Source organism: Streptomyces venezuelae (genome assembly GCF_008642275.1).
GTDB lineage: Bacteria > Actinomycetota > Actinomycetes > Streptomycetales > Streptomycetaceae > Streptomyces > Streptomyces venezuelae_E.
In genome coordinates, this window is the sequence record NZ_CP029189.1 from 7,298,269 (window position 1) to 7,324,756 (window position 26,488).

Consider the following 26,488-nt stretch of genomic DNA (forward strand, 5'->3'; position numbering starts at 1 on the left):
GTCAGATCAGGGTGCGTTCGATGCGGCTGAGCGTGGCGTTCCGGGCGGGGTCCCCGTCCTCGGCCGCCGGCGTCGCCGGCTCCGCGGTGTGCGGTGGCCCGGCGTCGCCGATCCGCTGGGACAGGAGGTAGGCGATGATCTCCGCCTCCTGCTCCTGGACGTCGTCGTAGGTCGCCCGCAGGAGCATGTCGCGTACGAGTTCGGGGTCGAGGTTGGGGAAGAGGAGGCGCGCGGCCGCCTCGTCCAGCCCGCCCGCACCGCGATGGCAGCAGATGATGTGGCCCAGCTCGTGCAAGATGATGTGCTCCTGATGCGCGCCGGTGGTGTTGGCGTCGTAGAAGATGAGGTCCTCGTCGCGAGCGGCCACCCACATGCCGCAGGGATGCGACGAGGGCATCTGCATCGGGACCAGCGTGATCGGACGGTCGCGCACCTCGCCGAGATGGCGGCACAGTTCGGCCACGTCGGCGGCCTCCGGCAGGTCGAGTTCCGCGATCCGCCGCGCGCCGGCCTTCCGGAGCTGCTTGAGCTGGCTGCGGCGCTCGTGGTCGGCCGCCCGCTCCTTGCGGGCGCCCCTCATGGCGAATCGGAGGGGTCGGCGACGGGCGGCAGGCCCTGCATCTGCCGGTACTGGTCCATGATGGCCGTGATGGCCTGGAGGTTCTCCTTCTTCATGCCGGCCGCCCGCATCGCCACGGCGCGCACCCCGGACTGCCGCAGTGCCTCGATGGCCGCGAGTTCGCCGAGCACGGACTCGGCGACCTTGTCGTCGAAGAAGTAGGCGACCGAAACCCCGAAGAACCGGGCCAGGGCGGACAGCAGGTCGGGCGAAGGGTTGGAGCGCTTCCCCGTGCGCAGCTGCGACAAGTACACGCCGCCGACCTTGAGTTCGGGGTTGACCCGCTTCAGCTCGTCCGCGACCTCGGCGTTGGTCCAGTGCTTGCCCTTGGGCCGGACCGTCCGGAACAGGTCGTCGAGGCGCGTCGCGAGCAGGGGGCGTTCCTCACTCCCGCCATCGGTGTCGTTCTCGGTACCGGTCATGGTGAACCATCCTCCCGCCGTCTCCTCGGTATAGCTCTCAGCTATACGTCAGTTTCACAGATTAGCGGTCAGTTGACAATTGACCAGGACTCGGCGAACGTGGGGACCGGCCGATAGCTGGCAGCTAACTTGCGCTCACGGGGGACGCGATGTTGGTCGCCGGAGGCGTCGGACTGGCCCGGCCCTCGGGGGATGGGCCGGGCCAGTCCGGGCGGGAGCCACCCGTCCGGCCGCCGGACAGCGGGGGAAACGGGATACCCGCCCGGTTTGACGGGGGATGCAAACCGGGCGGGAGTTCTCAACTCGCCTTGCCGAGCTTACTGTAGGCGGCTGCCACTTGGGTGAGCCATGCCAGCTCTGCCGCGAAGTTGCTCGTATCGCGGTCGTCGAAATCGCCGGCGTCCTTGTTGTTCCGCGGCACCGTGTGGGTCAGTTTTGCCTGCAAGGCGCGCTTGATCTGTGCGGCTTCCGTGAAGGCCTGCTGCGTTTCCGCGCTCCCCTCCTTGGCCGGATCGCGACCCTCTCCGGCCGCGCGGTCGATGTAGGGACGCAAGTCCCGCCACCCGTCCCGTATTTCGACGACCCGTCGGTGGAGGCGGTAGTCGAGGTCGGACACCGAGGCGCCGGGCGGCTCCAGGGCGATGTCCGGGGAGGACTCGTACAGGTCCCGCCAGAGCGGGTACAGCGCCCGGTACGACCGGTACGTGCGGGCCCACCCCAGGAGCCGGGCCGCGGCCGGGCCCCAGGACGAGTTGGTCAGGCTGAGCGAGAGCATGACGATGCCCGCGGCGCTGAAGACCGAGGCGGCCACCTTCCAGGCGCCGATGTCGACCCCGACCGCCGCCGTGAGGATGTTGACCGTCCTGGCCACGCAGTAGAGGAAGAGGACCACGGCGGTCACCGAGAGCAGCCGCAGGGCCTGGCGCAGCGAGGCGTTGTCGGTCATCCGGGCGTACGGCCCGCACTGGAGGTAGATCGTGACGCACGGAATCGCCTGCGACACGATGAACGCCAGGAGATAGGTGAGCAGCAGCGGTTCGCTGGTGCCGTCGAAGTCCGAAGCCGGCCGCCCGGTGCCGTCGGCCAGGAAGAAGAGAGCCGCCAGCAGGACGTCGAGCGCGACACCGGTGATCAGCCAGTAGCGGGTCTTGCGTGCGGCCTCCTCGTCCGCCGCGGCCCACCGCAGCAGGATGATCTGCGCGCTGACGCAGAAGGCGACCGCCGACAGGTGCATCAGGAGGACGGCGAGGTTGCCGACGCCCAGGAGGGGCCCGCCCCCCATGGCCAGGGCCCCCATGGTGAAGGTGAGGCACTGGAGGAGCAGCGTGGCGATCAGTGTCCGGTACGCGCCGTCCTGCCAACTGCGCCGGACCTGGCACAGCCGGTAGACGAGCGCGGCGTACGACGAGAGCGCCGCTATGACGAAGCAGAGGGTTCTGGTGGTGTTCACGTCCTGGTTTTCTGCCGGTGCCGCGCGGGCGGCGGACGGATCAGTCGGTGCTCTCGGACAGGGGGACCACGAGGCCGATGCTCTCGGCGGCCACGGCGACGGCGTAGTCGAAGAACGCGGCCTCGTCCCGGACGCTGTCGTGGGTACGGCTGAAGGCCTGGAACACCAGGAGGCCGATCAGACTGCTCCACAGCACGATGCCGCGCTCGATGATGTCCGAGAACGGGGCCTCGGGCGTGCCGCCGAAGAGCTGTACGGCCTCCGGCAGGAGCAGCGGCGGGCCGGGCACCGGCCGCCGCGGCGCGCTGAGTTCACCGGCCTCCAGCGCGGAGCGCACGATGCCGGCGAGGACCGCGGGGGTGCGCGAGGTCGACGGGACGGTGTCCTGCGGGGCGTGGTAACCGGGCACGGGCGAGCCGTAGATCAGGGTGAACTCGGCGGAGTTGGCGAAGGACCACTGCCGCAGCGCGCGGGTGACCGCGAGAAGCCGTGCGCCCCCGGACGCGCCGGCCGCGGTGGCGGCGCGATCGGCCTGTTCCATCGCCTCGCCGGACGCGTCGTAGGCATCGACGATCAGTGCGGTCAGCAGGTCGTCGCGGTGCGGGAAGACCGCTTCGACATCGGCGACGGGCAGGCCGCCGTCGCGCGCCACGGTGTCCGGGGAAAGCCCGGCCGCGCCCAGCTTCACCAGCTGCTGACGCGCGATGTCCTTGATCACCACCGCCAGGGTGACGTCGTCGTCCTCGGTCGAACTGATTGCGGAAACATCCATGCCGGAACCGTACCCGCCGGCAACTGCGGCCGTGTGTAAGGCCTCTGGAACCCTCCGGTCATGCACAGGGATCCGGCCACCGGGCAGGTACGGAACGTTCCGGGCGAATGCGGTCGAGCGTCGGGCAGGCGTCGGGCGCGCGTCAGCTGTCGGACAGGGTACTGGGGCCGCCCGTCAGCGCGACGTGCAGGCCGTCCGGCCGGACCTCGGCCGAGGTGGCCGCGAGCCCGAGCGGGTACTCCTTCGGCGCGCCCGCCTGCGGGCCGAAGCCGCCGGCACCGATTCCGAGCCGGTCGGCGGGGACGGAGCGGCCGAACAGGGTCAGTCCGTCGACGGCGAGGGTGACCTTGCCGTCCGCCAGGACCGGACGCAGTGTCAGCCGCCCGAGCCCGCCCGGGCCGACGTCCGCGAGGACGGTCCCCTGCGCGGGGTCGGCGGTGACCGCGGCCACCGCCACGGACGGCACGGCGTCACGGATCGCGGCGGCGAGTGACTGCGTGGAGACCGTCACGTCCGCGTGGGTGCCGCCCACGGTGGTCGTCGTACCCATGCGGACGTCGTCCAGCCGGGCCCGTACGCGCACGTGCGAGAGCCGCCCGACCCGGGCGTCGTCGCTGCTGATGTCGAGCCGGGGAATGCTCTCGTTGGCCAGGTCCCACAGGGCCCAGCCGCCGGGGAGACCGACCGCCACGTCGTCGCCGAGGCCCGGAGCGGCCTTCGCGACACGGCCGTGGATGTGGTGACGGACCGCGTACTCGGCCACGCCGGCGGCGACGACGGCCGCCAGCGTCACGGCGGCCGTGACCGTGAGGAGGGTACGGCGGCGCAGGGCGGCCCAGGTCCTCGTCAGGGGGTGCTTCATCGCCGTTCTCCTCGGGCGGGTGCGAGACGGGGTGCGGTACCGGGATCCGCCGCGCGATCCGGTCCGGGCCGGGGCTCCGGCCCCGCGGCGGGCCCCTCCGGGTCGAGGTGCGGAAGGAGCCGGTCCAGCCAGCCGGGGAGCCACCAGTTGGCCCGCCCGAAGAGGTACATGGTCGCGGGCACCAGCAGCAGGCGGACCACGGTGGCATCGATGATCACGCTGACACCGAGACCCAGTGCGAGCATCTTGACGGCCACGTTCGTCGAGAGCAGGAAGGCGAGGAACACGCTGGTCATGATCAGCGCCGCGCAGGTGATGACGCGTGCGGTGGCGGCGAGGCCGCCGGCGACGGCCAGGTGGTTGTCCTCGTACTGCAGCCAGGTCTCGCGGATCCGGGAGAGCAGGAAGACCTCGTAGTCCATGGAGAGACCGAAGACGATCGCGAACATCATCATCGGTACGTACGACTCCACCGGCACCTTCTCGGTGACGCCGAACAGCGCCCCGCCCCAGCCCCACTGGAAGACCGCGACGACCACACCGTAGGCGGCGGCGATGGAGAAGAGGTTGAGCACGGCGGCCTTGAGCGCCACCAGCGGGCTGCGGAAGACGGTGAGCAGGAGCAGGAACGCGGCGGCGACGACCACGCTGATGATCAGGGGCAGTTTGGCGGTGAGGGTGTCGGTGAAGGTCTGGGCGGCGGTGGTGGTGCCCGTGAGGTAACCGGTGGCTCCGGTGCCCGACAGCGTCCGCGGCACCGTCTCGTCCTGCAGGGTGTGGATCAGGTCCGCGGTGGCCGCGTCCTGCGGGCCGGTGGTGGGCACGACCGTGGTGATCAGCAGTGCGTGGTCGGGGCTGGGCACCGGGGGACTCACGGAGGCGACGCCCGGTACGGCGGCCAGCTCGCGCCGGAGCGAGGCCGCGAGGTCCTGGCGCATGCTCTCGCTCTCGACGTGACGGCTGTCGAGGTGGGTGACGACGGTGAGCGGGCCGTTGGCGCCGGGCCCGAAGCCCTCGGTGATCAGGTCGTACGCGCGGCGGTCGGTCCGGCTGGTGGACTGGGCTCCGGCGTCGACGTGGCCGAGCTGTATCGAGGCGACGGGCACCGCGAGGACCCCGAGTACGAGCAGGCCGCCGACCAGGAAGTGCCACGGGCGGCGGCTCACCCTGACGGCCCAGCGGTGCCAGACGTCGGCCTCGCCGGTGGGTTCCGCGACCGGCTCGCGGACGTGGAGGCGGTCGATGCGGCGGCCGAGCAGACCCAGCAGGGCGGGCGTCAGGGTCACGGACGCGGCGGCGGCCACGAGGACGCTGAGTCCGGCGGCGACACCGAGGGCGCCGATGAAGCCCACCCCAGAGGCGCACAGCCCGCCCAGGGCCATGGCCACCGTGGCGGCGGCGACCAGGACGGCCCGGCCGCTGGTGGCCACCGTACGGCCGACCGCCTCGGCGGGTTCGGCCCCGGAGTGCAGCAGGGCCCGGTAGCGGGTGGCGAGGAAGAGCGCGTAGTCGATGCCGACGCCGAGGCCCATCATCGCGGCCAGGGTCGGCGCCGCCTGGGCGAACCCGAACTGCCCGGCGAGCAGTCCGAGCCCGGCCAGGCTCACGGACAGGCCGATCACGGCCGTCACCAGGGGCAGGCCGGTGGCGGCGACGCTGCCGAAGCCGATCAGCAGGACCAGTACGGCGACGGCCAGACCGATCGCCTCCGAGGCCCGGTCGGCGGACTTGGGCGTGGCCAGCTGGCCGAGCGGGGCCCCGTACTCGACGGTGACGCCGTCGGCGCGCAGCGGCTCGACGGCGGCGTCCACCCCGGCGAGGTAGGCGGGGTCGAAGCTCGCCGGGTTGCCGTCGAAGCGGACGGTCACCTGGGCGGTTCCGCCGTCCGCCGAGACCGCCCCGGGGGTGGTGAGCGGATCGGCCACGGACAGGACGTCCGGGAGTCGGCGCAGGTCGGCGACGGCCGCCTCGATCGCCGCCCGGTGCTCGGTGACCGCGCCCCCGGCGGAGGTGATCACGAGGGCGGAGGCCGTGCCGCCGGACCCGGTGGTGTGGGCCGTCAGCAGGTCGGCACCGGTCTGGGTGCTGGTGCCGGGGAGGGAGAAGCTGTCCGCGTAGGTGCCGCCCCAGCTGTGGTTGGCGAGCCCGAGGCCCACCAGTGCCAGTACCCACAGCGCGACGACCCGCCAGGCGTGCCGGGCGCACCAGCGTCCGCTCCGGTGGAGGAGCCCCGGGCCCCCGGCCGATTCAGTGTTCATGGGGGCCACTGTGCGCGGTGTGTGTAAGGGGGGAGTGGGCACATTGTTCGGGGAACGTAAGGGGGCCGAGCCGGATGGTCAGGCGGCGGGCTCCGGCGGGAGGGTGACGGTGAAGCAGGCGCCGCCTTCCGGACCGTGGCCCTCGACGCGGATGCCGGCGCCGAGACGGCCCGTCAGCCGGTGGGCGATGGCCAGCCCCAGTCCGCTGCCGGCCGGGCGGGTGCCCCGGTAGCGCTCGTGCAGGGCGCCGTGCTCGAAGGCGACGCGTACGTCGTCCTCGGTCAGGCCGGGCCCGCCGTCGCGGACCTGCAGTTCGGCCCCGCCGCCCGCCGCGGCCGGGCGTACGGCGAGGACCAGGGGCGCACCTTCGGGGGTGACGCGCAGCGCGTTCTGCACCAGGCCGTCGATCAGCTGCCGGACCCGGAAGGCGTCGGTCGCGACGACGACGGGCAGGTCCGGCCGTTCGAGCCGGAGGTCGACGCCGTGGCGTGCGCACAGACCCGTCCAGAACGCGGCGGCCTCGGAGACCAGCGCGCCGAGGTCGGCCGGGGCGACGTCCAGGCGGAAGTCGTCGGCCTCCAGCCGGGCCAGGTCCAGCAGGTCCCCGAGGAACCGGTCCAGGCGCCGGGTCTCGTCGGCCAGGATGCCGCCGACCTCGGGCACCCGCTCCGGCTCGATCAGGCCGTCGGCGAGGGCCTCGGCGTAGCCCTGCAGCGCGGTCAGCGGGGTGCGCAGGTCGTGGGAGACGGAGAGCAGGAACTCCCGCTGCCGGTTCTCGCTGTGGGCCAGCGCCTCGTCCAGGAGGTTGAGGGCACGCCCGATGTCCGCGGTCTCCCGGGGGCCGTCGACCGGGGCCGGTACGCCGCGTTCGCCGTCGGCGAGCCGGTGGGCGATCTGTGCGGCGGTCACGAGCGGACGGGCGATCCGGCGGGCGAGGAGCGCTCCGGCCAGGGCCGCGCCGAGCATGCCGAACACCAGCGGGGCGATCACGTTGCGGCGGATCCGGTTCGTGTCCTCGGTGACGACGGAGTACGGCTCGGTCAGCACGACGGCGCCGCCGCGTACGCCGGGCTGCCCCACCAGCAGCACTTCCCGGCCGCCGAGGATGCCGGTGGTGGAGACGGGATTCCCGGCCAGCAGGGCCGCCTTGGAGGTCCGGTCGACGGCCGGGCCGGCGGTTCCGCCCACGGTGCCGTCCCGGGCGATGACCGCCAGCTGCACCTCGTTCGGTCCGGCCAGTACCTGGGCGCCGGTGAAGAGCGCCTCGGACACGGCCGGAAGCCGGCTGAGCACCGTCGCCTGGCGCGTCAGCTGGTCGCGTTCGCGCTGTTCGGCGCCGTGCGCGGCGGTCTGCCAGGCGATCAGCCCGGTCAGGGCCACGGCGAGCGCCGCCACGACGGTGGTCAGCACCACGATCTTGCGGGCGAGGGAGCCGTGGTGCGGACCGGTGCGGGGGCGGCGGTTCACGGGCCGGGAGCCGTGGCGCTGTACCCGACGCCGCGGACCGTGCGGATCGGGCTGGCGTCGCCGAGCTTGGCGCGCACCTGCGAGACGAAGACGTCGACCATGCGGGTGTCGCGGTAGCCGGGGTACCCCCACACCTGGGCGAGCAGCTGCTCGCGGGTGAAGACCTGGCCCGCGTGCCGGAGCAGGTGGGACAGCAGGTTGAACTCGGTGGCGGTGAGTTCCACCGGCTCCCCGTCGCGGCGCACGGTACGGCTGACCGGGTCCACGCTGAGCCGGCCGGTGCTCCCGGGCGGCGGTCCGGGCGGGCCCGCCGCCCGGCGCAGTACCGTCTTGACCCGGGCGACCAGTTCGCGGGGCGAGAACGGCTTGGTCAGATAGTCGTCCGCGCCGAGTTCCAGGCCCAGGATCCGGTCGGCCTCCTCGCCGCGGGCGGTGACCAGCAGCACCGGTGTCCAGTCGCCGGCGTCCCGCAGGGCGCGGCAGAAGGCGATGCCGTCCATGCCGGGCAGGCCGATGTCCAGGACGATCGCCACCGGGCGCATGTGCCGCGCGGCGGCGAGACCGGTGGCCCCGTCGGCCTCGACGTGGACCCCGAAGCCCTCACGGGTCAGGTAGAGGCGCTGCACGTCGGAGATGTGGCGCTCGTCCTCGACGATCAGTACGAGGCCCCTGGACTCCGTCATCTCTGCCTCTCAGCCGCGGTTGGCAGCAACGATGCTAACCGCGCCGCCCCGCCCTTCCGGTGGGCGCGCCGCCGTCCGTACATTCCCCGAACATTGCGCCGGCCGCGCTCCGTGACGAGCGCCGCGGCCGGTTCGGCTTCCTGCTGCTCGGCGTCCTGCTCAGTGCCACCGCCGTGGCCGCCGCCGGCACCATCGGCATCGTCGGGCTCGTCGCACCGCACGCCGCCCGCGCGCTCGTCGGCCGGCAGCACACCCGGGTGATCCCGGTCGCGGTGCTCCTCGGAGCCGTCCTCGTCCGCACCGCGGACCTGGTGGGACGCACGGTGATCGCACCGGCCCAGCTCGGCGCCGGCCTGATGACCGCGGTGATCGGTACGCCGTACTTCCTCCACCTGCTCGTCCGCAGCCGCCGACAGCTTCTCCCGGAGCCGGCCGAGGGCCGGGTACGGCGCGCGCAACCGCGCCGTACCCGGCCCTCGCGCATGCCTCAGCCGTGACTGAAGCGGGCCGGGCGCTTGTCCACGAAGGCGGACATGCCCTCCTTCTGGTCGGCCGTGGCGAAGACCGCGTGGAACAGGCGGCGTTCGAAGCGGACGCCCTCGGTGAGGGTGGTCTCGAAGGCCCGGTTCACGGCCTCCTTGGCCATCATCGCGACCGGCTTCGACATTCCGGCGACGGTCTCGGCGACCGCCAGGGCCTCCGACAGCAACGCGTCGGCCGGGACGATCCGGGAGACCAGGCCGGCCCGTTCGGCCTCGGCCGCGTCCATGGTGCGGCCCGTCAGGCACAGTTCCATGGCCTTGGCCTTGCCGACCGCCCGGGTGAGCCGCTGGGATCCGCCGATCCCCGGGATCACCCCGAGCCTGATCTCGGGCTGCCCGAACTTCGCGGTGTCCGCGGCGAGCAGGATGTCGCACATCATGGCGAGCTCGCAGCCGCCGCCCAGGGCGTATCCGGAGACCGCCGCGAGCGTGGGCGTGCGGACCTGGCCGAGCCGGTCCCACGCCGTGAACCAGTCGGAGAGGTACATGTCCATGTAGCTCCGCGGCCGCATCTCCTTGATGTCGGCGCCGGCCGCGAAGGCCTTCGCGGAGCCGGTCAGGACGATGCAGCCGACTTCCGGGTCGCGGTCCAGTTCCTCCGCCGCGGCCACCACCTCCGACATGACCTGGAGGTTGAGGGCATTGAGCGCCTCCGGCCGGTGCAGGGTGAGGACGGCCACCCGGCCCTTGCGCTCCAGCAGGACGGTTTCGTAGGTCATGCGGATGTTCCGTTCCGGGGTCGCAGGGTCTGGACGATCGCCGAGAAGTCGAGGCCGGCTCCCTCGCCCGCGGCGAACAGGGCGTACAGCTCGGCGGCCTTGAGGCCCAGCGGCGCCTCCACCCCGCCGGCCCGCAGGGCGTTCGCCGCCAGGGCGAGGTCCTTGGCCATCAGGGGCGCGGCGAAGCCGGGCAGGTAGTCGCGGTTGGCGGGACTGCCCGGAACCGGTCCGGGCACCGGGCAGTTGACGGTCAGGGCCCAGCACTGGCCGGAGGCGGTGGAGGCCACGTCGTAGAGCGCCTGGTGGTCCAGGCCGAGGCTCTCGGCGAGGACGAAGGCCTCGCTCACCCCGATCATCGAGACGGCGAGGATCATGTTGTTGCAGATCTTCGCGGCCTGCCCGGCGCCCGCCGTCCCGCAGTGCACGGCCTTCTTGCCCATCGCGCCGAGCAGCGGCCCGGCCGCCGCGAACTCCTCGGCGCCGCCGCCCGCCATGAAGGTGAGGCTCGCCGCCCGCGCCCCGACCACCCCGCCCGAGACGGGCGCGTCCAGGGACCGGTGACCGGCCGCGCCCGCTGCCTCGTGCGCCGCCCGCGCGTCGGCCACGTCGATGGTCGAGCAGTCGACGAACAGCGTGCCGGGCCGCGCGGCGGCCAGCAGCCCGCCCTCCCCGTACAGGGCGAGGACGTGCCCTCCCGCCGGCAGCATGGTGATCACCACGTCGGCGCCGGCGGCCGCGTCGGCGGCCGAGACCGCAGGCTCCACCCCCGTGGCCGCGGCGGCGGCCAGCAGTTCCGGCACCAGGTCGAAGCCGAGGACGCGATGTCCGGCCTTGACGAGGTTGGCCGCCATCGGGCCACCCATGTGGCCCAGTCCGACGAACGCCACGGTCGTGCTCACCAGGGCACCTCCTGAGTCGAATCCGCAAGGGCGAGCCCCGGTTCGCGCGCGGCGAGCGGGGCGAAGAACCGTTCCACGTCAGCAGGAGCCACCTCCGCCAGGGAAGGCGGTGACCAGCGGGGGCTCCGGTCCTTGTCGATGACCTGCGCGCGGATCCCCTCCACCAGATCGGGGGAGGACAGCGCCGCGCGGGAGATCCGGTACTCCTGCTCCAGAACCCTTTCCAGCGGGCCGAGTCCGCGCACCCGGCGCAGGGCGGCCAGGGTCACCTTGAGCGCCGTGGGCGACTTGGCCGCGAGGGTGGCCGCGGCCTCCTTCGCCGAGGGGACACCACTGCGGTGCAGGCGCTCCACGACGTCCTCCACCGTGTCCGCCGCGTAGCAGTGGTCGATCCACTCGCGGTCTCCGCCGAGCGTGCCACCGGGCGCCGGCGCGACGTACCGTTCCAGCACCTCGTGTACGGGGGCACGCGCCAGGTCCGCGGCCAGCCGCGGCAGCAGCTCCGAGGGCACGAAATGGTCGGCGAGCCCGCAGAGCAGCGCATCCGCCGCCCCGGCCGGCGCACCCGTCAGCGCCAGGTGGGTGCCCAGCTGACCGGGCGCCAGCGCCAGCAGGTAGGTGCCGCCGACGTCGGGGACGAAGCCGATGCCGGTCTCGGGCATGGCGACGCGGGAGCGTTCGGTGACGATCCGGACCGAGCCGTGCGCGGAGATCCCGACGCCGCCGCCCATGGTGATGCCGTCCATGAGGGCGACGTACGGCTTGGGGTAGCGGGCGATGCGGGCGTTGAGCCGGTACTCGTCCCGCCAGAAGTCCGCCGAGGCCGTGCCGCCCGTGCGGGCGTCCTCGTAGATCGCGCGGATGTCACCGCCCGCGCACAGGCCGCGATCGCCCGCGCCCTCGACGACGACGGCCGTGACGGCCGGGTCGTGCTCCCAGCCGGCGAGGGCCTCGTCGATGCGCAGCACCATGGCGTGGGTGAGGGCGTTGAGCGCCTTCGGGCGGTTGAGGGTGACGTAGGCGGTGCGGCCCTCGGTCCGCAGCAGGACGTGGTCCCGGTCCTGGTTCCCGGGGGAGCCGTGGTTCATCGCAGGGCCTCCGTGAGCCCGCGGGCGACGATGATGCGCATGACCTCGTTGGTGCCTTCCAGGATCTGGTGGACCCGGAGGTCGCGGACGATCTTTTCGATGCCGTACTCGCTCAGATAGCCGTAACCCCCGTGGAGCTGGAGGGCCCGGTCGGCGACCGCGTAGCCGGTGTCCGTGGCGAACCGCTTGGCCATCGCGCACAGTTGCGGGGCCAGCGGGTCGCCCCGGTCCAGCGCGTCCGCGGCCTGGCGGACCAGGGCGCGGGCCGCGGCCAGCTCGGTGGCCATGTCCGCGAGCCGGAACTGCAGGGCCTGGGCGTCCAGCAGCCGGTTCCCGAACGCCTCCCGGTCGGCCAGGTACGCGAGGCTGCGGTCCAGCGCGCTCTGCGCACCGCCCAGCGAGCAGGCGGCGATGCCGAGGCGGCCGCCGTTGAGGCCGTTCATGGCGATGCGGAAGCCGTCGCCCTCGGCGCCGAGCCGCCGGTCGGCGGGCACGCGGACCCCGTCGAGGACCACCTGGCGGGTGGGCTGTGCGTTCCAGCCCATCTTGCGCTCGTTCGGGCCGAAGGAGAGCCCGGCGTCGCCGCGTTCGACGACGAACGCCGAGATGCCGCCCGGTCCCTCCCCGCCGGTGCGCGCCATGACGACGTAGACCTCGGAGGCACCGGCGCCGGAGATGAACTGCTTGACCCCGGTGAGCACATAGCCGTCGTCCGTGCGCTCCGCCCGGGTGCGCAGCCCGGCCGCGTCGGATCCGGCGCCGGGTTCGGTCAGGCAGTAGCTGCCCAGCGACCGGGCGGAGCACAGGCCGGGCAGCCAGCGCGCCCGCTGGTCCGCGTCCCCGTACCGGTCGATCATCCAGGCGACCATGTTGTGGATGGAGAGGTATCCGGCGATGGACGGGCAGCCGGTGGCGAGGGTCTCGAAGACCAGGACGCCGTCGGCCCGGCCGAGGCCGCAGCCGCCGTGCTCCTCGCGGACGTAGACGCCGCCGAGCCCGAGGTCCGCCGCCTTGCGGATCACGTCCAGCGGGAAGTGCTTGTCCTGGTCCCAGGCGACGGCGTACGGGCCCAGCTGCTCCTGGGCGAAGTCGAGGGTGACCTCGGCGAGCGCGAGCTGGTCCTCGGTGAGGGTGGTGGTCACGGCGCTCACCCCATCGTCGGGATGGTGAAGCTCGCGCTCTCCCTGGCCCCGGAGGGCCAGCGCGAGGTGACGGTCTTGGTACGGGTGTAGAAGCGGATCGAGTCGGGGCCGTGCTGGTTCAGGTCGCCGAAGCCGGACCGCTTCCAGCCGCCGAAGGTGTGGTACGCGACCGGGACCGGGATCGGCACGTTGACACCGACCATGCCGGCGCCCACCCGCCGGGTGAAGTCGCGCGCCGTGTCGCCGTCGCGGGTGAAGATCGCGACGCCGTTGCCGTACGGGTGCTCGGTGGGCAGGCGCAGGGCCTCCTCGTAGTCGGCGGCCCGTACGACGGACAGCACCGGGCCGAAGATCTCCTCGCGGTAGATCCGCATCTGCGGGGTGACGTGGTCGAAGAGGGTCGCTCCGGCGAAGAAGCCGTCCTCGTGTCCGGGCAGGGTGAACCCGCGTCCGTCCACGACGAGTTCGGCGCCCTCGGTGGCTCCGATGCCGACGTAGCGGTTCACCCGGTCGAGGGCGTCGCGGCTGACCAGCGGTCCGAAGTCGGCCCCGGGGTCGTCGGAGCGGCCCACGCGCAGGGTGGCGATCCGCTCGGCCAGCTTGGCGACCAGGGCGTTCGCGGTCTCCTCGCCGACGGGCACGGCCACGGCGATCGCCATGCAGCGCTCGCCCGCGGAGCCGTAGCCGGCACCGATCAGGGCCTCCACCGCCTGGTCGAGGTCGGCGTCGGGCATCACGACCATGTGGTTCTTGGCGCCGCCGAAACACTGGGCGCGCTTGCCGTGGGCCGCGGCGGTCGCGTAGATGTGCGCGGCGATCGGGGTGGAGCCGACGAAGCCGAGGGCCTGGACGCGCGGGTCCTCCAGCAGGGTGTCGACGGCCTCCTTGCCGCCGTTGACCACATTGAGCACACCGGGTGGCAGGCCCGCCTCCAGGAACAGCTCGGCGAGGCGCAGCGGTACGGAAGGGTCGCGCTCGGAGGGCTTCAGGATGAAGGAGTTGCCGCAGGCCAGGGCGGGGGCGGCCTGCCACAGGGGGATCATCGCGGGGAAGTTGAAGGGGGTGATGCCGGCGACCACGCCCAGCGGCGAACGCAGGGAATGCACGTCGATCCCGGTGCCCGCGTTGTCGGTGAACTCGCCCTTCAGCAGGTGCGGGACACCGGCGGCGAACTCGACCACCTCCAGGCCGCGTTGCAGGTCTCCATGGGCGTCGGCGACGGTCTTGCCGTGCTCGGAGGACAACAGCCTTGCGAGGGAGTCGCGTTCGCCCTCGACCAGCTGGAGGAAGCGCAGCAGGACGCGCGAGCGGCGCTGCGGGTTCCACTGCCCCCAGTCGGCCTGCGCCTCCTCGGCGTTCGCGATGGCGGCCTCGGTGTCGGCCCGTCCCGCGATCGGGACTCGGGCCTGGACGGTACCGGTGTTGGGGTCGTACACGTCGGAGAAGAGACCGGAGGTTCCGGTGGTGTGCTTGCCACCGATGAAATGGGTGAGTTCACGGACCATGGATGCCTGCTCTCGTCAGGTGGGATCCGGGGATGGCACGGCCGACCGGCGGACGGCACCCGATCGGGTGCGCCGCTGGGGAAGGCAGTGGGACTGGGTCGAAAGGGACGACCTACGAGCGTGCGAACGTGTGCGCGCGCTCCGCCGGATCACCAGGGTCGTGGGTACAAACCGGTGCCATGCGTGTCTGCTCCATCCTCGTGGACAACACGGAACATCCGCGGCCGGTATCCTGACTCCCGGATCCCCGCGTGCCGCCCGCCTTCCCGACAGACCTCGTCAGTGGCGTGTGGATGGCAGCACACTCCCCGGTCACAGTGGCGGGACCGTGCCGGTTTCTCACCGGCTTCCCTGCACCGCGGACCTTGTGCCACGAACATATAGTTGGACGTCCTAGTAAGTCCAGAGCCGCCGCCGCGCGCCTTCGGCGGTCCTGCCGTGGCCTGACGTCACCTCAGCCCTGTTTCGAGGGGCCCGGGTTCCCGGTCACCGGGTACGGGACGAAGGTGCTGCTGTTCTCGTCCACGGCCAGCGTCCGCCCGAGCGGCGGCACGGCCCGCTGCGGGCAGTCGAGCCGTTCGCACAGGCGGCAGCCCATGCCGATGCGGGTGGCCGCCGCCGCGTTGTCGAGGTCGAGCCCGTCGGCGTACACGAGCCGTGAGGCGTGCCGGATCTCGCATCCGAGCCCGATCGCGAAGGTCTTGCCGGGTTCGCCCCAGCCGCCGCGGTGGCGGGTCACGGCCCGGGCGGTCCACAGGTACCGCTGCCCGTCGGGCATGGCGGCGACCTGGACGTGGATGCGGCCGGGCGCGGCGAAGGCCTCGTACACGTTCCACAGCGGGCAGGTACCGCCCGCACGGGAGAAGTGGAATCCGGTGGCCGACTGCCGCTTGGACATGTTCCCGGCCCGGTCCACGCGCACGAAGGAGAACGGCACCCCCCGCAGCCTGGGCCGTTGCAGAGTGCTCAGCCGGTGGCAGACCGTCTCGTAGCCGATCCCGAAGTGGTCGGTGAGCCGCTCGATGTCGTAGCGGAACTCCTCGGCGGCCGTGTGGAAGGCGCGGTACGGGAGGATGAGCGCGCCCGCGAAGTGGTTGGCGATGCCGATCCGCGCGAGGGCGTGGACGGGGGAGCCGGGCGGGAAGTCCTCGGCGGCCAGCCGGTCCAGCTCGTCCGCGTACTCGATCAGCGCCAGCTGGGTGGCCATCCGGAACGCCTGCTGCCCCGGCCGGAGCCGGTTCGACAGGTGCAGGACCCGGGCGGCGGGGTCGTAGTGGTGCAGCCGGTCGGAGTCCGTGGCCGTCCGGATCCCGTGCCGGTCGGAGAGCCGGCGGGTCAGCGCGCGGACGACGTCCCCGGGGCGGATGCCGATCTCGGCGGCGAGGCCTTCGGCGGCGAGATCGGTGTCGTGGAGGTAGTTCTGCCGCCGGTAGAAGAACTCGCGGATCTCCTCGTGGGGCGAGCGCGGGCTGTCGGCGGCCACGTCCCGGCCGTCGGCGGCGTCGGCGAGCCGCTCGGCCAGCAGCTGGCCGCGCCGGCCCAGGTCCAGCAGGACCGAGGCGACCGCGGGCATCCGGGTGGCCAGTTCGGCCAGGTCGGACGGGGAGACGCGGGCCTGTGCCACCTCGTTGGCGAGCGCCTCGCGCAGGTCGGCCACCAGCCGGCTGGTGTCGCGCTCGGAGAAGAACCCCGGATCCACGCCGAAGGCCTCGGTGAGCCGCAGCAGCACCGGAACGGTGAGCGGACGCGAGTCGTGCTCCATCTGGTTGAGGTAGCTGGGGGAGATGGCGAGCACCCGCGCCAGGTCGGCCTGGGTCATCCGCCGCTCCTCGCGCAGCCGCCGCAGCCGCGCTCCCGCGTACGTCTTGCTCACCGCACTCCCTCACCGTCTGCCGGACCGGACACGCGCCGCCAGGATACGGCGATCTTCGCGGACGACGAGCTTCGCAACCTTGGCAGTTCCGGGGCCGAAGATTCGCAGAGCTTGGCAGACGTACCTCCTTGATGGCACTCAGTGTCAGTGTCAGAGTCGGTGCTGCGGCCCGCCGGACACGGCAGCCGGAACGAACCGACTGGCCCGATTCACGCCCTGATTTCGGCCATCCAGGCAGTTCGATCCGGCGGTTCGGCAGCATTGCTCAGCTTCGGCCCATGGTCGGGTTCGGCGGCCGCAACTCCACATCAGGCACAGAGTGCCAAGACATCGGGTCCACGACCCGGCTCATTGGCAAGACCAGCGACGGATGGAAACGGTGACGGTCATGGCAGAGGCGAACACGACGGCGGCGGCCGAGCAGCTGAGGCAGCGCTGGGCCGAAGACCCGCGCTGGGCGGGCATCGAGCGCACCTACACGGCCGAGGACGTGGTGCGGCTCTCCGGCAGCGTCCGCGAGGAGCACACCCTGGCCCGGCGCGGCGCCGAACGGCTGTGGCGACAGCTCCACGAACAGGACTACATCCACGCCCTCGGCGCGCTCACCGGCGGCCAGGCGGTCCAGCAGGTGCGCGCCGGACTCCAGGCGATCTACCTCTCCGGCTGGCAGGTCGCCGCCGACGCCAACCAGGCCGGGCACACCTACCCGGACCAGAGCCTGTACCCGGTCAACTCGGTCCCGCAGGTGGTGCGCCGCATCAACAACGCGCTGCTGCGCGCCGACCAGATCGCCACCGCCGAGGGCGGCACCGACACGACGGACTGGCTCGCGCCGATCGTCGCGGACGCCGAGGCCGGCTTCGGCGGCCCCCTGAACGCCTTCGAGCTCACCAAGGCGATGATCGCGGCGGGCGCGGCCGGCATCCACTACGAGGACCAGCTCGCCTCCGAGAAGAAGTGCGGCCACCTCGGCGGCAAGGTCCTCGTCCCGACCTCGCAGCACGTGCGCACCCTCAACGCGGCCCGCCTGGCGGCCGACATCGCCGACACCCCGACCCTGATCATCGCCCGTACGGACGCCCTCGCCGCCACCCTCCTGACCAGCGACGTCGACGAACGCGACGCCGAGTTCTGCACCGGGGAGCGCACCGCCGAGGGCTTCTACCACGTCCGGAACGGCATGGCCCCGGTCATCGCCCGCGGTCTCGCCTACGCCCCGTACGCCGACCTGATCTGGGTGGAGACCGGCACCCCGGACCTGGCGCAGGCCCGCGAGTTCGCCGAGGCGATCCACGCCCAGTACCCGGACCAGATGCTGGCCTACAACTGCTCGCCGTCCTTCAACTGGAAGGCCGCGCTGGACGACGACCAGATCGCCAAGTTCCAGCGCGAGCTCGGCGCGATGGGCTACCGCTTCCAGTTCATCACCCTGGCCGGCTTCCACTCCCTCAACCACGGCATGTTCGACCTCGCCCGCGGCTACGCCGAGCACGGCATGACCGCCTACGTCGACCTCCAGGAGCGCGAGTTCGCCGCCCAGGCCCAGGGGTTCACCGCCGTCAAGCACCAGCGCGAGGTCGGCACCGGCTACTTCGACCTGGTCTCCACCGCCGTCAACCCGGCCTCCTCCACCACCGCGCTCGCCGGCTCCACCGAGGAGGAGCAGTTCCACTGAGCCGCCCACGGGTGTGAGCCGCGCCGCCGGCCCCGCTCGCCCGCCGGCTGCTTCCCGCCGGGTGCCCGGGGGACATCCCCCGGGCACCCGCCCACCGCCCCCGCTGAGGAGAACCGCATGCCACTCCCGCCTCTGACCAGCAGCGTCCAGGTCCTCGGTGCGCCGGGTGAGCGCCACGAGGAGATCCTGACCCCCGAAGCCCTGGAGTTCGTCGGCCGGCTCGACGCCGCCTTCGAGGACCGCCGCCTGGAGGTACTGAAGGAGCGCCGGCGCCGCTGGGGCCACCTGGCCGGCGGCACCCCGCTCGACTTCCCGCTCGCCACCCGAGCCGTCCGCGAGGACCCGCACTGGCGCGTCGCCCCGCCTGCGCCCGGCCTCACCGACCGCCGCGTCGAGATCACCGGCCCGCCCGAGCGGCGGATGGCCGTCAAGGCCCTGAACTCCGGCGCCCACGTCTGGATGGCCGACTTCGAGGACGCCACCGCCCCGACCTGGGACAACGTCATCGGCGGCCAGCTGACCCTGCTCGACGCCACGGAACGGCGCATCGACTTCACCACCCCCGAGGGCAAGGAGTACCGCCTCGGCGAGCAGCTCGCGACGATCATGGTCCGGCCGCGCGGCTGGCACCTCCTCGAAGAGCACCTGGAGATCGACGGCCGGCCCCCGTCCGCGTCCCTCGTCGACTTCGGCCTCTACTTCTTCCACTGCGCCCAGCGTCAGATCGACGCGGGCCACGGCCCGTACTTCTACCTGCCCAAGCTGGAGAACCGGTACGAGGCGCGCCTGTGGAACGACGTCTTCCTCCTCGCCCAGGAACTCCTCGGCATCCCCCGCGGCACCGTCCGCGCCACCGTCCTCATCGAGACGATCACCGCCGCCTTCGAGATGGAGGAGATCCTCCACGAGCTGCGCGAGCACAGCGCGGGACTGAACGCGGGCCGCTGGGACTACCTCTTCAGCCTGATCAAGACCTTCGGCCACCGCACCGACTTCCAGCTGCCCGACCGGGCCAAGGTCACCATGACCGCCCCCTTCATGCGGGCCTACACCGAGCTGCTCGTCCGCACCTGCCACCGGCGCGGCGCCCAGGCCATCGGCGGGATGGCCGCCCACGTCCCCAGCCGGGACGCGGAGGCGAACGCCGCGGCCCTCGCCAAGGTCCGCCTCGACAAGGAGCGGGAGGCCGAGGACGGCTTCGACGGCTCCTGGGTGGCCCACCCCGGCCTGGTCCCCGTCTGCCGCGAGGTCTTCGACGGCGTCCTGGGGGAGCGGCCGAACCAGCTGGACCGGCTCCGGGAGGACGTCGACATCACGGCGGCCGACCTGCTGTCCGTCCGCCGGATCGCCGCACCCCCCACCCGGGAGGGCATCCGCTCGAACGTCGCCGTGGCCCTGCGCTACTTCGACGCCTGGCTGCGCGGCAGTGGCGCCGTCGCCCTGTACGGCCTGATGGAGGACGCCGCGACCGCAGAGATCGCCCGCGTCCAGATCTGGCAGTGGCTGCGCCACGACCAGGCCGACCGGGCGACCGTCCTCGACCTCCTCGACGCCGAGTGCGCGGCCCTGGACGAGGAGGACCCGGGGGCCCGCGTCGCCGAGGCCCGGGAGGTCTTCGTGAACACCGCGCTCACCCCCCGCCTGCCCGCCTTCTTCACCCCCGAGGCGTACACCCGCCACCTCGTCCGCCGGGCGGAGGAGCGCGCATGACCACGCCGATCGCGTCCATCCACCGGGTCGGCGTCGTCGGCGGCGGCCAGATGGGCGCCGGCATCGCCGAGGTGTGCGCCCGCGCCGGCCTCGACACCGTCGTCGCCGAGTCGGACGCCATCGCGGCCCGGGCCGCCCGGGAACGCGTCGCCGTCTCCCTCGAACGGGCCGTGCAGCGCGGCAGACTGGACCGGATCTCCGCCGAGGACGCCCTGGCCCGGCTCGTCTTCACCGGCGGCCTGGAGGACCTCGCCGACCGGCAGCTCGTCATCGAGGCCGTCACCGAGAACCCCGAGGTCAAGACCGAGGTCTTCGCCGCCCTCGACAAGATCGTGGCGGACCCGGAGGCGATCCTCGCCACGAACACCTCGGCCATCCCGGTCATGCGGCTGGGCATGGCCACGGGCCGCGCCGACCGGGTCGTGGGCCTGCACTTCTTCAACCCGGTCCCCGTCCTGCCGCTCGTGGAGGTCGTCTCCTCCCTCCACACCTCCCGGGACACCCTCGCGGCCGTGGAGGCCTTCGCCCGCGACGCGCTGGGCAAGACCACCGTGCGCTCCCAGGACCGGGCCGGCTTCGTGGTCAACGCACTGCTGATCCCCTACCTGCTCTCGGCCATCCGCATGGCCGAATCCGGGTTCGCCGCTCCCGAGGACGTGGACGCCGGAATGGAACTGGGCTGCGCCCACCCGATGGGCCCGCTCAAACTCGCCGACCTGATCGGCCTGGACACCGTCGCGGCCATCGCGGAATCCCTCTACGAGGAGTTCAAGGAACCCCTGTACGCGCCGCCCCCGCTGCTCCAGCGGATGGTGCAGGCGGGTCTGCTCGGCCGCAAGAGCGGCCGCGGGTTCCACACGTACGGCCGGGGCTGAGGGGCCCCGGCGCGTCTCCTGGGCAGAGGGTGCGCCGGAGACGTACGGGAACGGCGCGGGCGCGGCGAGTGGTGTCGCCGCACCCGCGCCGCACCGCGTACGGCGTGCGGGACGCGGTACGAGATCGCGGGCGCGGATCAGGCGGGCCGTGTCAGCAACTGCGCGAGGTGGTCCGCGAACTCCGTGATCCGGTCGAGCAGCGGGCCGCCGCGGGCGACCCGGAATCCGTGCCGACGCGCCCAGAACGCGGCTTGCACCGCATGGAGTTGGGCCCAGCGGCGGACGCGCTCGCGCTCGACTTCCGCCGCCTCCACGAAGACGTCCACGGTGCGGTGGACCGCCTTGCCGAGGTCCTCGGCTCCGATGAGGGACAGCGCGCGCGTCTTGAGCAGCGTGCCGCCGTCGTAGGCGGGATCCCCCACATGGCCCTTGGGGTCGACCGCGAGCCACGGCTCCCGGTCCGCCCGCAGGATGTTCCGGGCGTGGAGGTCGCCGTGGATCAGGAGGTCCGGCTGGGTCCGCCCCAGCTCGCGCACGGTCGCCACCGCCGCGTCCACCGCGTACCGCGGCAGTGCATGCGTCAACTCACTTTCATCCCTCCGGAGTTGTTCCTCCCAGGAGTCGGCTTGCTCCCGCAGCCGGGGGAGGTGCGCCGGCGCCGGGACGGCCAGCCGGCGGCTGAGCCGCCCCGCCACCGCCACCACCTCGTCGCCGTCCTCGACCTGCTCCAGGGTCGACGTCCGGACCCGCTCCAGCAACATCGCGAAACGCTCGTCGTCACGCTCGTGCAGCAGGACGGCCCCACGCCCGCCCCACGCCTCGAACGCATCCGGCTCGTGGACGTTGCCGGGGTGCGGGAAGGAGACCTTCAGCACGGCCCGCTCCTGCGTCCGCCGCAGCACCGGAACGATGATCCCGACACCCCCGTGCATGACCTCGCCGTCGGGTGCGCATTCCCACTGCTCCAGCAACTCGGCGACGATACCTGGCAGTTCGGCAAGCCATGCCGCTCCGGCCGCTCCCTCACGCTCGACGGTACAACGCGTGAACAACTCCGGTGTCTCGATCATCCCGGTACCTTACGCCGGGCCGAATGATCCGGTTTCCTGTCCGTCCGCGACCGTGATCCAGGCCGCCGCCGAAGCCCTCCGGGTCGGCGGCACCCTCCCCGGCACCGTCGCCAAGGTCGTTCCGTTCGGCCGTCGGCGGGCTCACTCCAGGAGGGCGAGCGCACCGGCGGCGGCGAAGCCGAGCACGGTCGACGGCCCCGTGAGCCTGCCGCCCAGCTCGAAGGCCTCAGGCATCATCGAGTTCGCGAGCATCGTCAGGACCGCCCCCGCCGCGAACGCCTCCACCAGCCGGCCGTCGGTGCCGGGGACCACCCCCACCAGCCCGTACCCCAGCGCGGCGCACGCGCCCGAGATCGCGGTGATGCCCCACCAGATCCGGTACACCACACCCGGTTGCCGGCCCTCCTCCCGCATGCCGGCGGTGGCCCCGAGGCTTTCGGGGAGGTTCGACAGGAACACCGCCGCCAGGAACGGGACGCTGACCGAGCCGCCGGACGCCAGCCCCATCCCGAGCACCAGGGACTCGGGTATCCCGTCGAGCAGGGCACCGAGCACGATGGAACGGTTCGCGTTGTGCGCGCTGCCCGTCGACCGCTGCGCCGTGGCCTTCTGCGCGAGGGCTCCGTCGAGGAGGAAGAAGGTCAGGGCGCCGACGCCGACGGCCAGGAAGTCCCACGCGCTCTCCACACGCTCCCTGGGCACCAGCTCGTACGCCACGGCCGCGATCAGCGCCCCCGCACCGAAACCCAGGACCAGCCCGGTCACCTTCGGCGACGGACGGTGGCGCAGCGCCAGCCAGGCGCCGATGACCAGGGAGAACGCCGCCATCGCGCCCCATCCGGCCGCCGCGAGAGCGTTCATCGGACCTCCTGGACGGCCGTCCCGCACGGGGCGGGCAACCGGTGCCCATGCTCCGGGCCGCCGCGCGCCCGGGCATCCCCCGGACCAGGTGACACAACTGGTGATCACCACAGATCGCCGGTTCAGTGGTGAGCGTGGTCCGATCACAGTCCGTACCCCTGCGGGAAGCCCGGTGACCTCCATGGACCACCGCGCCCCGACCGGCGACCCCATGCTCGCGGCCAGGTTCGCGCCTCCGGCCGCGCCGAAGCTGCTGGTCCACCGGCCCGAGCTGCTGAAACGGCTGACGACCGGTGCGCGGGGGCCGCTCACCCTCATCAACGGTCCGGCCGGATCCGGCAAGACGGTGCTCACCGCCCACTGGGCGGCCAGCGCCGGCGCGCCGCGTCCCCCCGTATGGCTCACCGTCGAACCCGACGACGCCCCCGGCGCCTTCTGGGCTTACGTCCTGGAGGCCCTCCACCGGAGCGGGGCGGCACTGCCGGCCGCGGTGGGACGGCCGACCCGTGCCGAAGGGGTGACCCGGTCCTTCCTGGTCCGCCTGGCGGACGGACTGGCCGCGTCGCCGCAGCCCGCGGTCCTGGTCCTCGACCAGTTCGACACCGCCCAGCCCCCCGCGACGACCGAGGGACTCGACTTCGTCCTGCGGCACGCGGCGGGCGGGCTGCGCATCGTCCTCACCAGCCGGTCGGACTCCCTGCTGCCCCTGCACCGCTACCGGGCGGCCGGCGAGATCACGGAGATCCGGCAGGCCGACCTCAGGTTCACCGACGCGGACGCCGAGGCGCTGCTGGGCGAGCACGGGCTGGACGTCTCACCCGCCGGGATCCGCCTGCTGATGGAGCGGACCGAGGGATGGGCGGCCGGCGTACGCCTGTGCGCGCTGGCGATGCAGCGCAGCGCCGATCCGGAGGCGTTCCTGCGCCAGTTCGCGGCCGACCGCACCACGATCGCCGACTACCTCCTCACCGAGGTGCTCGACGCACAGCCGCCTCCCACCCAGGACCTGCTGCTGCGCGTCTGCGTCACCGACCGCGTCCACCCGGACCTCGCGGACGCGCTGACCGGCCGCGACGACGGCGCGCGGACCCTGGCGGGGCTGGCCCGCGACAACGCCTTCCTGGAACAGATCGACGCCTCGGCCTGGTACAGGCTGCACCCGCTGTTCGCCGAGGTCCTGCGCGCGCACCTGCGGCAACGCTGCCCCGGCCTGGAACCCCGGCTGCACGGGCGGGCGGCGCGCTGGCTCGCCCGGACCGGGCGGCTGACGGAGGCGGTGCTCCAGGGCGCCGCCGCCGGGGACTGGCAGTTCGCGGCGGCGCAGGTGGTCGACGACCTGGCGATCGGCCGCATCCTCACCGGCCTGCAGGCGGATCAGCTGGGCCGGGCCTTCGCCGGGATGCCGGCCGGGACGCCCGCAGTGGCGCCCGCACTCGTCGACGCGGCCTGCAGGCTGGCCGAACGGGACCTGCCCGGATGCGAGGCCGCACTGCTGCGGGCGGACGCCGCCCTGGCCGACGGAGCCCCTGCGGACGGCTCGCTCACCGATGCCAACGGTCCGGCGGTGCGGTTCGGCCGCGCCTTCCTCGGCGTACTCGCAGGACGGCCGGGCGACGACGTGACGGCCACCGAACGGGCCGCCGCCGACGCGGACCGGCTGCTGCGGGAGCTGCCGCCGCACCTGCTCGCCGAGCGCCCCGAGCTCCGCGCCCTGATGCTGGCGCACCTCGGCGCCGTCGAGCTGGGCGCCGGACGCCTGGACCGGGCCGAAACCGCCCTCACGGCCGCCGTCGCCGCCTGCGGTCCGCCGGGTACGGAGTCCCCGCACTGCGCCGCGCTCGGCTCGCTGGCCCTCACCGAACTGCTGCGCGGCCGGTTGCGGCAGGCGGCCGGGCACGCCCGCGCCGCGCTCGCCGCCGCCGAGCGGTCGGCCCTGCCACCCGAGCGGCGGGCCGGGACCGACCACCTGGCCCTGGCGGGCGTGGCCGTGGAGCAGGACGACCTGCCGGCCGCGCGCGCCCACTGGGACCTGGCCACCTCGGCGATGGGGCCGCGTCCGGATCCGGCGACCGCCGTCCGGGCCGCCGTCATCGGAGCCCGGATCGCGGCGGCCGGGGGCGACGGGGACGCCGCGCTCGCCGCCCTGCGCGCGGTGGACCCGGAGCGACTGCCCGCGTGGGCGGCGGACGAGCTGGCCGTGGCCGGGTCGGCCGTACACCTGGCGCGCGGCGACGCCGCCGCGGCCCTGGCGGTCCTGGACACGGTACGGGCCCCCGACGGCGACCAGCCGGAGCATGCGGTGGCCCGGGCCCGGGCCCTGCTGGCCGCCGGGCGGGGCGCGGACGCGGCACGGGCGCTGGAGGCCGTACCGGGAGACGATACGGCCGCCACCCCGGTACGGGCCCAGGCGTGCCTGCTCCACGCGCAGATCGCCGCGGCCGCCGGCGACTCCCGGGCGGCGCACCGGAGCCTCGGCGAGGCGCTGGCCCTCGCCCGCCCCGAGGAACTGCGCCGGATGTTCGCCGAGAGCGGCACGTGGGTGCGACGGACCCTCCGCCAGGACCCCCGGCTGGCGCGGACCCACAGCTGGCTGACCCCGCGCGCCCCGGCCCGTACGGCGCGCGATCCGCAGGGCGTCGGCGATCCGCAGGGCGTCGGCGGGCCACAGGGCGTCGGCGGGCCACAGGGCGTCGGCGGGCCACAGGGCGTCGGCGGACCGCACGCCGACGGGCCGCACGCCGACGGGCAGCCGATGCTGGTGGAGCCGCTCAGCGCCCGGGAGACCGAGGTCCTGCGCAAGGCCGCGGAGCTGTTGTCCACGGAGGAGATCGCGGCCGAGCTGTACGTGTCGGCCAACACGGTCAAGACCCACCTGAAGAGCATCTACCGCAAGCTCTGCGTCACCCGGCGCAGCGCGGCCGTCCACCGCGCCCAGGACCTCGGGATGCTCTGAGCGGCGAGAGGGCCGCCGGGGACGCGTTTCTCGCCCGCACCGGGCGATGCCGAGCCCAGGGCGGGGACCGACGATGGCGGGTGAAGGCCGGAAGCGGCCCGGGCCCTCGCACCGGCCCGGGCGCGAAGCCTTCGTACCGAGAGGAGTGAGTGCTCCCATGCGCTACGAATTCCGCGTCTCGGGGGTAGTGCCGGACACGCTCGCCGCGACTTTTCCCGAGCTCGACCGGCTCCGCGTACCGGAGCAGACGCTCCTGTTCGGCAGCGTGGCGGACGAGGCCCACCTGTACGGGCTCCTCACCCGCTTCCAGTCCCTGGGCCTGCGGGTGCTCGAAATGCGCCGGCTGCCCGCCTGAGGGGCGGCGGCAGCGGTCGTCGCGGGCGGCTGCCGCACCGAGTCCACCGGGTGAAGACCACCCGCTTCGGGTGATCACGGGATCCGGACCGCCGGACGACACTGCGATGTGGGCACCGAAGCCTGTGACCGACGAGCCGGAGCAGGACGGTCCTGCGCAGTACCACCAACTGTGAGGTGAATTCCATGGGCCAGCCGACACCGACCGGGGGAAACTGGAACACCGGCCCTGCGCCGGGCACCACTGGGATGTACCCAAGCGGCGACAGCCAGGGCGCGGGGAACGTGGGCACGCTGTTCGCCGCGGTCCTGCTCCTGGTGACCGGCTGCCTCGCGATATTCCAGGGCATCGCGGCCATCGCCAACGACGACGTGTACGCGCGCGTCGGAAGCTACGTCTTCGAGTTCGACCTCACGGCGTGGGGCTGGATCCATCTCATCGTCGGCATCATCGTCGTCCTCACCGGCGTGGGCCTGTTCGCCGGATCCAACCTGGCCAGAGGCGCCGGTATCGCACTCGCCGGCATCAGTGTGATCCTCAACTTCATGTGGCTGCCGTACCAGCCCTGGTGGTCGATCATCATCATCGCGATCGACGTGTTCATCATCTGGGCGCTGTGCACGAGCTGGACGCACGCCACCGACTGACGCGAAGCACCCGCGGCACCCGAACCGGCATCGGTTCGGGT

At 73.0% G+C, this 26,488-nt stretch carries 22 protein-coding genes, 1 pseudogene and 1 riboswitch; of the genes and pseudogenes, 7 read left to right on the forward strand and 16 right to left on the reverse strand.

Annotation, left to right across the window (positions count from 1 at the left end):
* Position 1: 1 nt before the first annotated feature.
* The 8 genes from DEJ51_RS32315 to DEJ51_RS32350 form a co-directional block, all read right to left on the reverse strand.
* Positions 2 to 580: a toxin gene (locus tag DEJ51_RS32315; protein ID WP_150261162.1), complete on the reverse strand. Its 579-nt coding sequence runs from the start codon at positions 578 to 580 to the stop codon at positions 2 to 4.
* Entirely contained in the window at positions 577 to 1,041 is a 465-nt protein-coding gene (locus DEJ51_RS32320; protein WP_150261163.1) for a helix-turn-helix domain-containing protein, read from the reverse strand. Before DEJ51_RS32320 ends, DEJ51_RS32315 begins: the two co-directional genes overlap by 4 nt.
* 298 nt (positions 1,042 to 1,339) lie before the next feature.
* Positions 1,340 to 2,491, reverse strand: coding sequence for an MAB_1171c family putative transporter (locus DEJ51_RS32325; RefSeq protein ID WP_150261164.1), 1,152 nt, complete (start codon positions 2,489 to 2,491; stop codon positions 1,340 to 1,342).
* A gap of 40 nt (positions 2,492 to 2,531) precedes the next feature.
* A complete protein-coding gene (locus tag DEJ51_RS32330) occupies positions 2,532 to 3,263 on the reverse strand; it encodes a TetR-like C-terminal domain-containing protein (RefSeq protein ID WP_150261165.1) in 732 nt (243 codons plus the stop codon).
* A gap of 142 nt (positions 3,264 to 3,405) precedes the next feature.
* Positions 3,406 to 4,125 carry an LmeA family phospholipid-binding protein gene (locus tag DEJ51_RS32335; protein ID WP_150261166.1) on the reverse strand — a complete coding sequence of 240 codons (720 nt, stop codon included), beginning with the start codon at positions 4,123 to 4,125 and terminating at the stop codon, positions 3,406 to 3,408.
* On the reverse strand, positions 4,122 to 6,383 hold the full coding sequence (locus tag DEJ51_RS32340) for an MMPL family transporter (protein WP_150261167.1): 2,262 nt from the start codon (positions 6,381 to 6,383) through the stop codon (positions 4,122 to 4,124). Before DEJ51_RS32340 ends, DEJ51_RS32335 begins: the two co-directional genes overlap by 4 nt.
* A gap of 78 nt (positions 6,384 to 6,461) precedes the next feature.
* The gene (locus tag DEJ51_RS32345) at positions 6,462 to 7,850 is read right to left on the reverse strand and encodes a sensor histidine kinase (protein WP_150261168.1); all 1,389 of its coding nucleotides are present in this window, start codon (positions 7,848 to 7,850) and stop codon (positions 6,462 to 6,464) included.
* A complete protein-coding gene (locus tag DEJ51_RS32350) occupies positions 7,847 to 8,533 on the reverse strand; it encodes a response regulator transcription factor (RefSeq protein WP_150261169.1) in 687 nt (228 codons plus the stop codon). Before DEJ51_RS32350 ends, DEJ51_RS32345 begins: the two co-directional genes overlap by 4 nt.
* Positions 8,534 to 8,646: 113 nt before the next feature.
* Here DEJ51_RS32350 and DEJ51_RS32355 point away from each other — a divergent pair.
* Positions 8,647 to 8,946 (forward strand): annotated as a pseudogene (locus tag DEJ51_RS32355) (iron chelate uptake ABC transporter family permease subunit); the annotation flags it as partial.
* Positions 8,947 to 9,020: 74 nt separating this feature from the next.
* Here DEJ51_RS32355 and DEJ51_RS32360 read toward each other — a convergent pair.
* The 6 genes from DEJ51_RS32360 to DEJ51_RS32385 all read right to left on the reverse strand — a co-directional run bounded on the left by DEJ51_RS32360 (position 9,021) and on the right by DEJ51_RS32385 (position 16,301).
* A complete protein-coding gene (locus DEJ51_RS32360) occupies positions 9,021 to 9,794 on the reverse strand; it encodes an enoyl-CoA hydratase (RefSeq protein WP_150261170.1) in 774 nt (257 codons plus the stop codon).
* A complete protein-coding gene (mmsB, locus tag DEJ51_RS32365; protein ID WP_150261171.1) occupies positions 9,791 to 10,693 on the reverse strand; it encodes a 3-hydroxyisobutyrate dehydrogenase in 903 nt (300 codons plus the stop codon). The genes DEJ51_RS32360 and mmsB overlap by 4 nt, the downstream gene beginning before the upstream one ends.
* Positions 10,690 to 11,781 (reverse strand): enoyl-CoA hydratase/isomerase family protein, encoded by a 1,092-nt coding sequence (locus DEJ51_RS32370; protein ID WP_150261172.1) that lies wholly within the window; start codon positions 11,779 to 11,781, stop codon positions 10,690 to 10,692. Before DEJ51_RS32370 ends, mmsB begins: the two co-directional genes overlap by 4 nt.
* Entirely contained in the window at positions 11,778 to 12,932 is a 1,155-nt protein-coding gene (locus DEJ51_RS32375) for an acyl-CoA dehydrogenase family protein (RefSeq protein ID WP_150261173.1), read from the reverse strand. Before DEJ51_RS32375 ends, DEJ51_RS32370 begins: the two co-directional genes overlap by 4 nt.
* Positions 12,929 to 14,428 (reverse strand): CoA-acylating methylmalonate-semialdehyde dehydrogenase, encoded by a 1,500-nt coding sequence (locus DEJ51_RS32380; RefSeq protein WP_150261174.1) that lies wholly within the window; start codon positions 14,426 to 14,428, stop codon positions 12,929 to 12,931. The genes DEJ51_RS32375 and DEJ51_RS32380 overlap by 4 nt, the downstream gene beginning before the upstream one ends.
* 204 nt (positions 14,429 to 14,632) lie before the next feature.
* A riboswitch (cobalamin riboswitch) is annotated at positions 14,633 to 14,818 on the reverse strand.
* A 64-nt stretch (positions 14,819 to 14,882) separates the two neighbouring features.
* Positions 14,883 to 16,301 (reverse strand): short-chain fatty acyl-CoA regulator family protein, encoded by a 1,419-nt coding sequence (locus DEJ51_RS32385; protein WP_150261175.1) that lies wholly within the window; start codon positions 16,299 to 16,301, stop codon positions 14,883 to 14,885.
* Between the two features lie 388 nt (positions 16,302 to 16,689).
* Between DEJ51_RS32385 and aceA the strand changes: the two genes are divergently transcribed.
* The 3 genes from aceA (at position 16,690) to DEJ51_RS32400 (ending at position 20,561) form a co-directional block, all read left to right on the forward strand.
* Positions 16,690 to 17,976, forward strand: a complete 1,287-nt coding sequence (gene aceA / locus DEJ51_RS32390) for an isocitrate lyase (protein ID WP_150261176.1) — start codon at positions 16,690 to 16,692, stop codon at positions 17,974 to 17,976.
* Between the two features lie 117 nt (positions 17,977 to 18,093).
* The gene (gene aceB, locus DEJ51_RS32395) at positions 18,094 to 19,686 is read left to right on the forward strand and encodes a malate synthase A (protein ID WP_150261177.1); all 1,593 of its coding nucleotides are present in this window, start codon (positions 18,094 to 18,096) and stop codon (positions 19,684 to 19,686) included.
* A complete protein-coding gene (locus DEJ51_RS32400) occupies positions 19,683 to 20,561 on the forward strand; it encodes a 3-hydroxybutyryl-CoA dehydrogenase (protein ID WP_150261178.1) in 879 nt (292 codons plus the stop codon). Before aceB ends, DEJ51_RS32400 begins: the two co-directional genes overlap by 4 nt.
* 137 nt (positions 20,562 to 20,698) lie before the next feature.
* Here the strand turns inward: DEJ51_RS32400 and DEJ51_RS32405 are convergent, their stop codons facing one another.
* Positions 20,699 to 21,631: an aminoglycoside phosphotransferase family protein gene (locus DEJ51_RS32405; RefSeq protein WP_150261179.1), complete on the reverse strand. Its 933-nt coding sequence runs from the start codon at positions 21,629 to 21,631 to the stop codon at positions 20,699 to 20,701.
* A 141-nt stretch (positions 21,632 to 21,772) separates the two neighbouring features.
* Complete coding sequence (locus DEJ51_RS32410; protein ID WP_150261180.1) at positions 21,773 to 22,492, reverse strand: ZIP family metal transporter; 720 nt, start codon at positions 22,490 to 22,492, stop codon at positions 21,773 to 21,775.
* Positions 22,493 to 22,673: 181 nt separating this feature from the next.
* Here DEJ51_RS32410 and DEJ51_RS32415 point away from each other — a divergent pair, with 181 nt between their 5' ends.
* The 3 genes from DEJ51_RS32415 (at position 22,674) to DEJ51_RS32425 (ending at position 26,447) form a co-directional block, all read left to right on the forward strand.
* On the forward strand, positions 22,674 to 25,445 hold the full coding sequence (locus DEJ51_RS32415) for a LuxR C-terminal-related transcriptional regulator (RefSeq protein WP_150262283.1): 2,772 nt from the start codon (positions 22,674 to 22,676) through the stop codon (positions 25,443 to 25,445).
* Between the two features lie 157 nt (positions 25,446 to 25,602).
* Complete coding sequence (locus DEJ51_RS32420) at positions 25,603 to 25,800, forward strand: hypothetical protein (protein ID WP_150261181.1); 198 nt, start codon at positions 25,603 to 25,605, stop codon at positions 25,798 to 25,800.
* Between the two features lie 284 nt (positions 25,801 to 26,084).
* Complete coding sequence (locus DEJ51_RS32425) at positions 26,085 to 26,447, forward strand: hypothetical protein (protein WP_317852437.1); 363 nt, start codon at positions 26,085 to 26,087, stop codon at positions 26,445 to 26,447.
* Positions 26,448 to 26,488 lie beyond the last annotated feature (41 nt).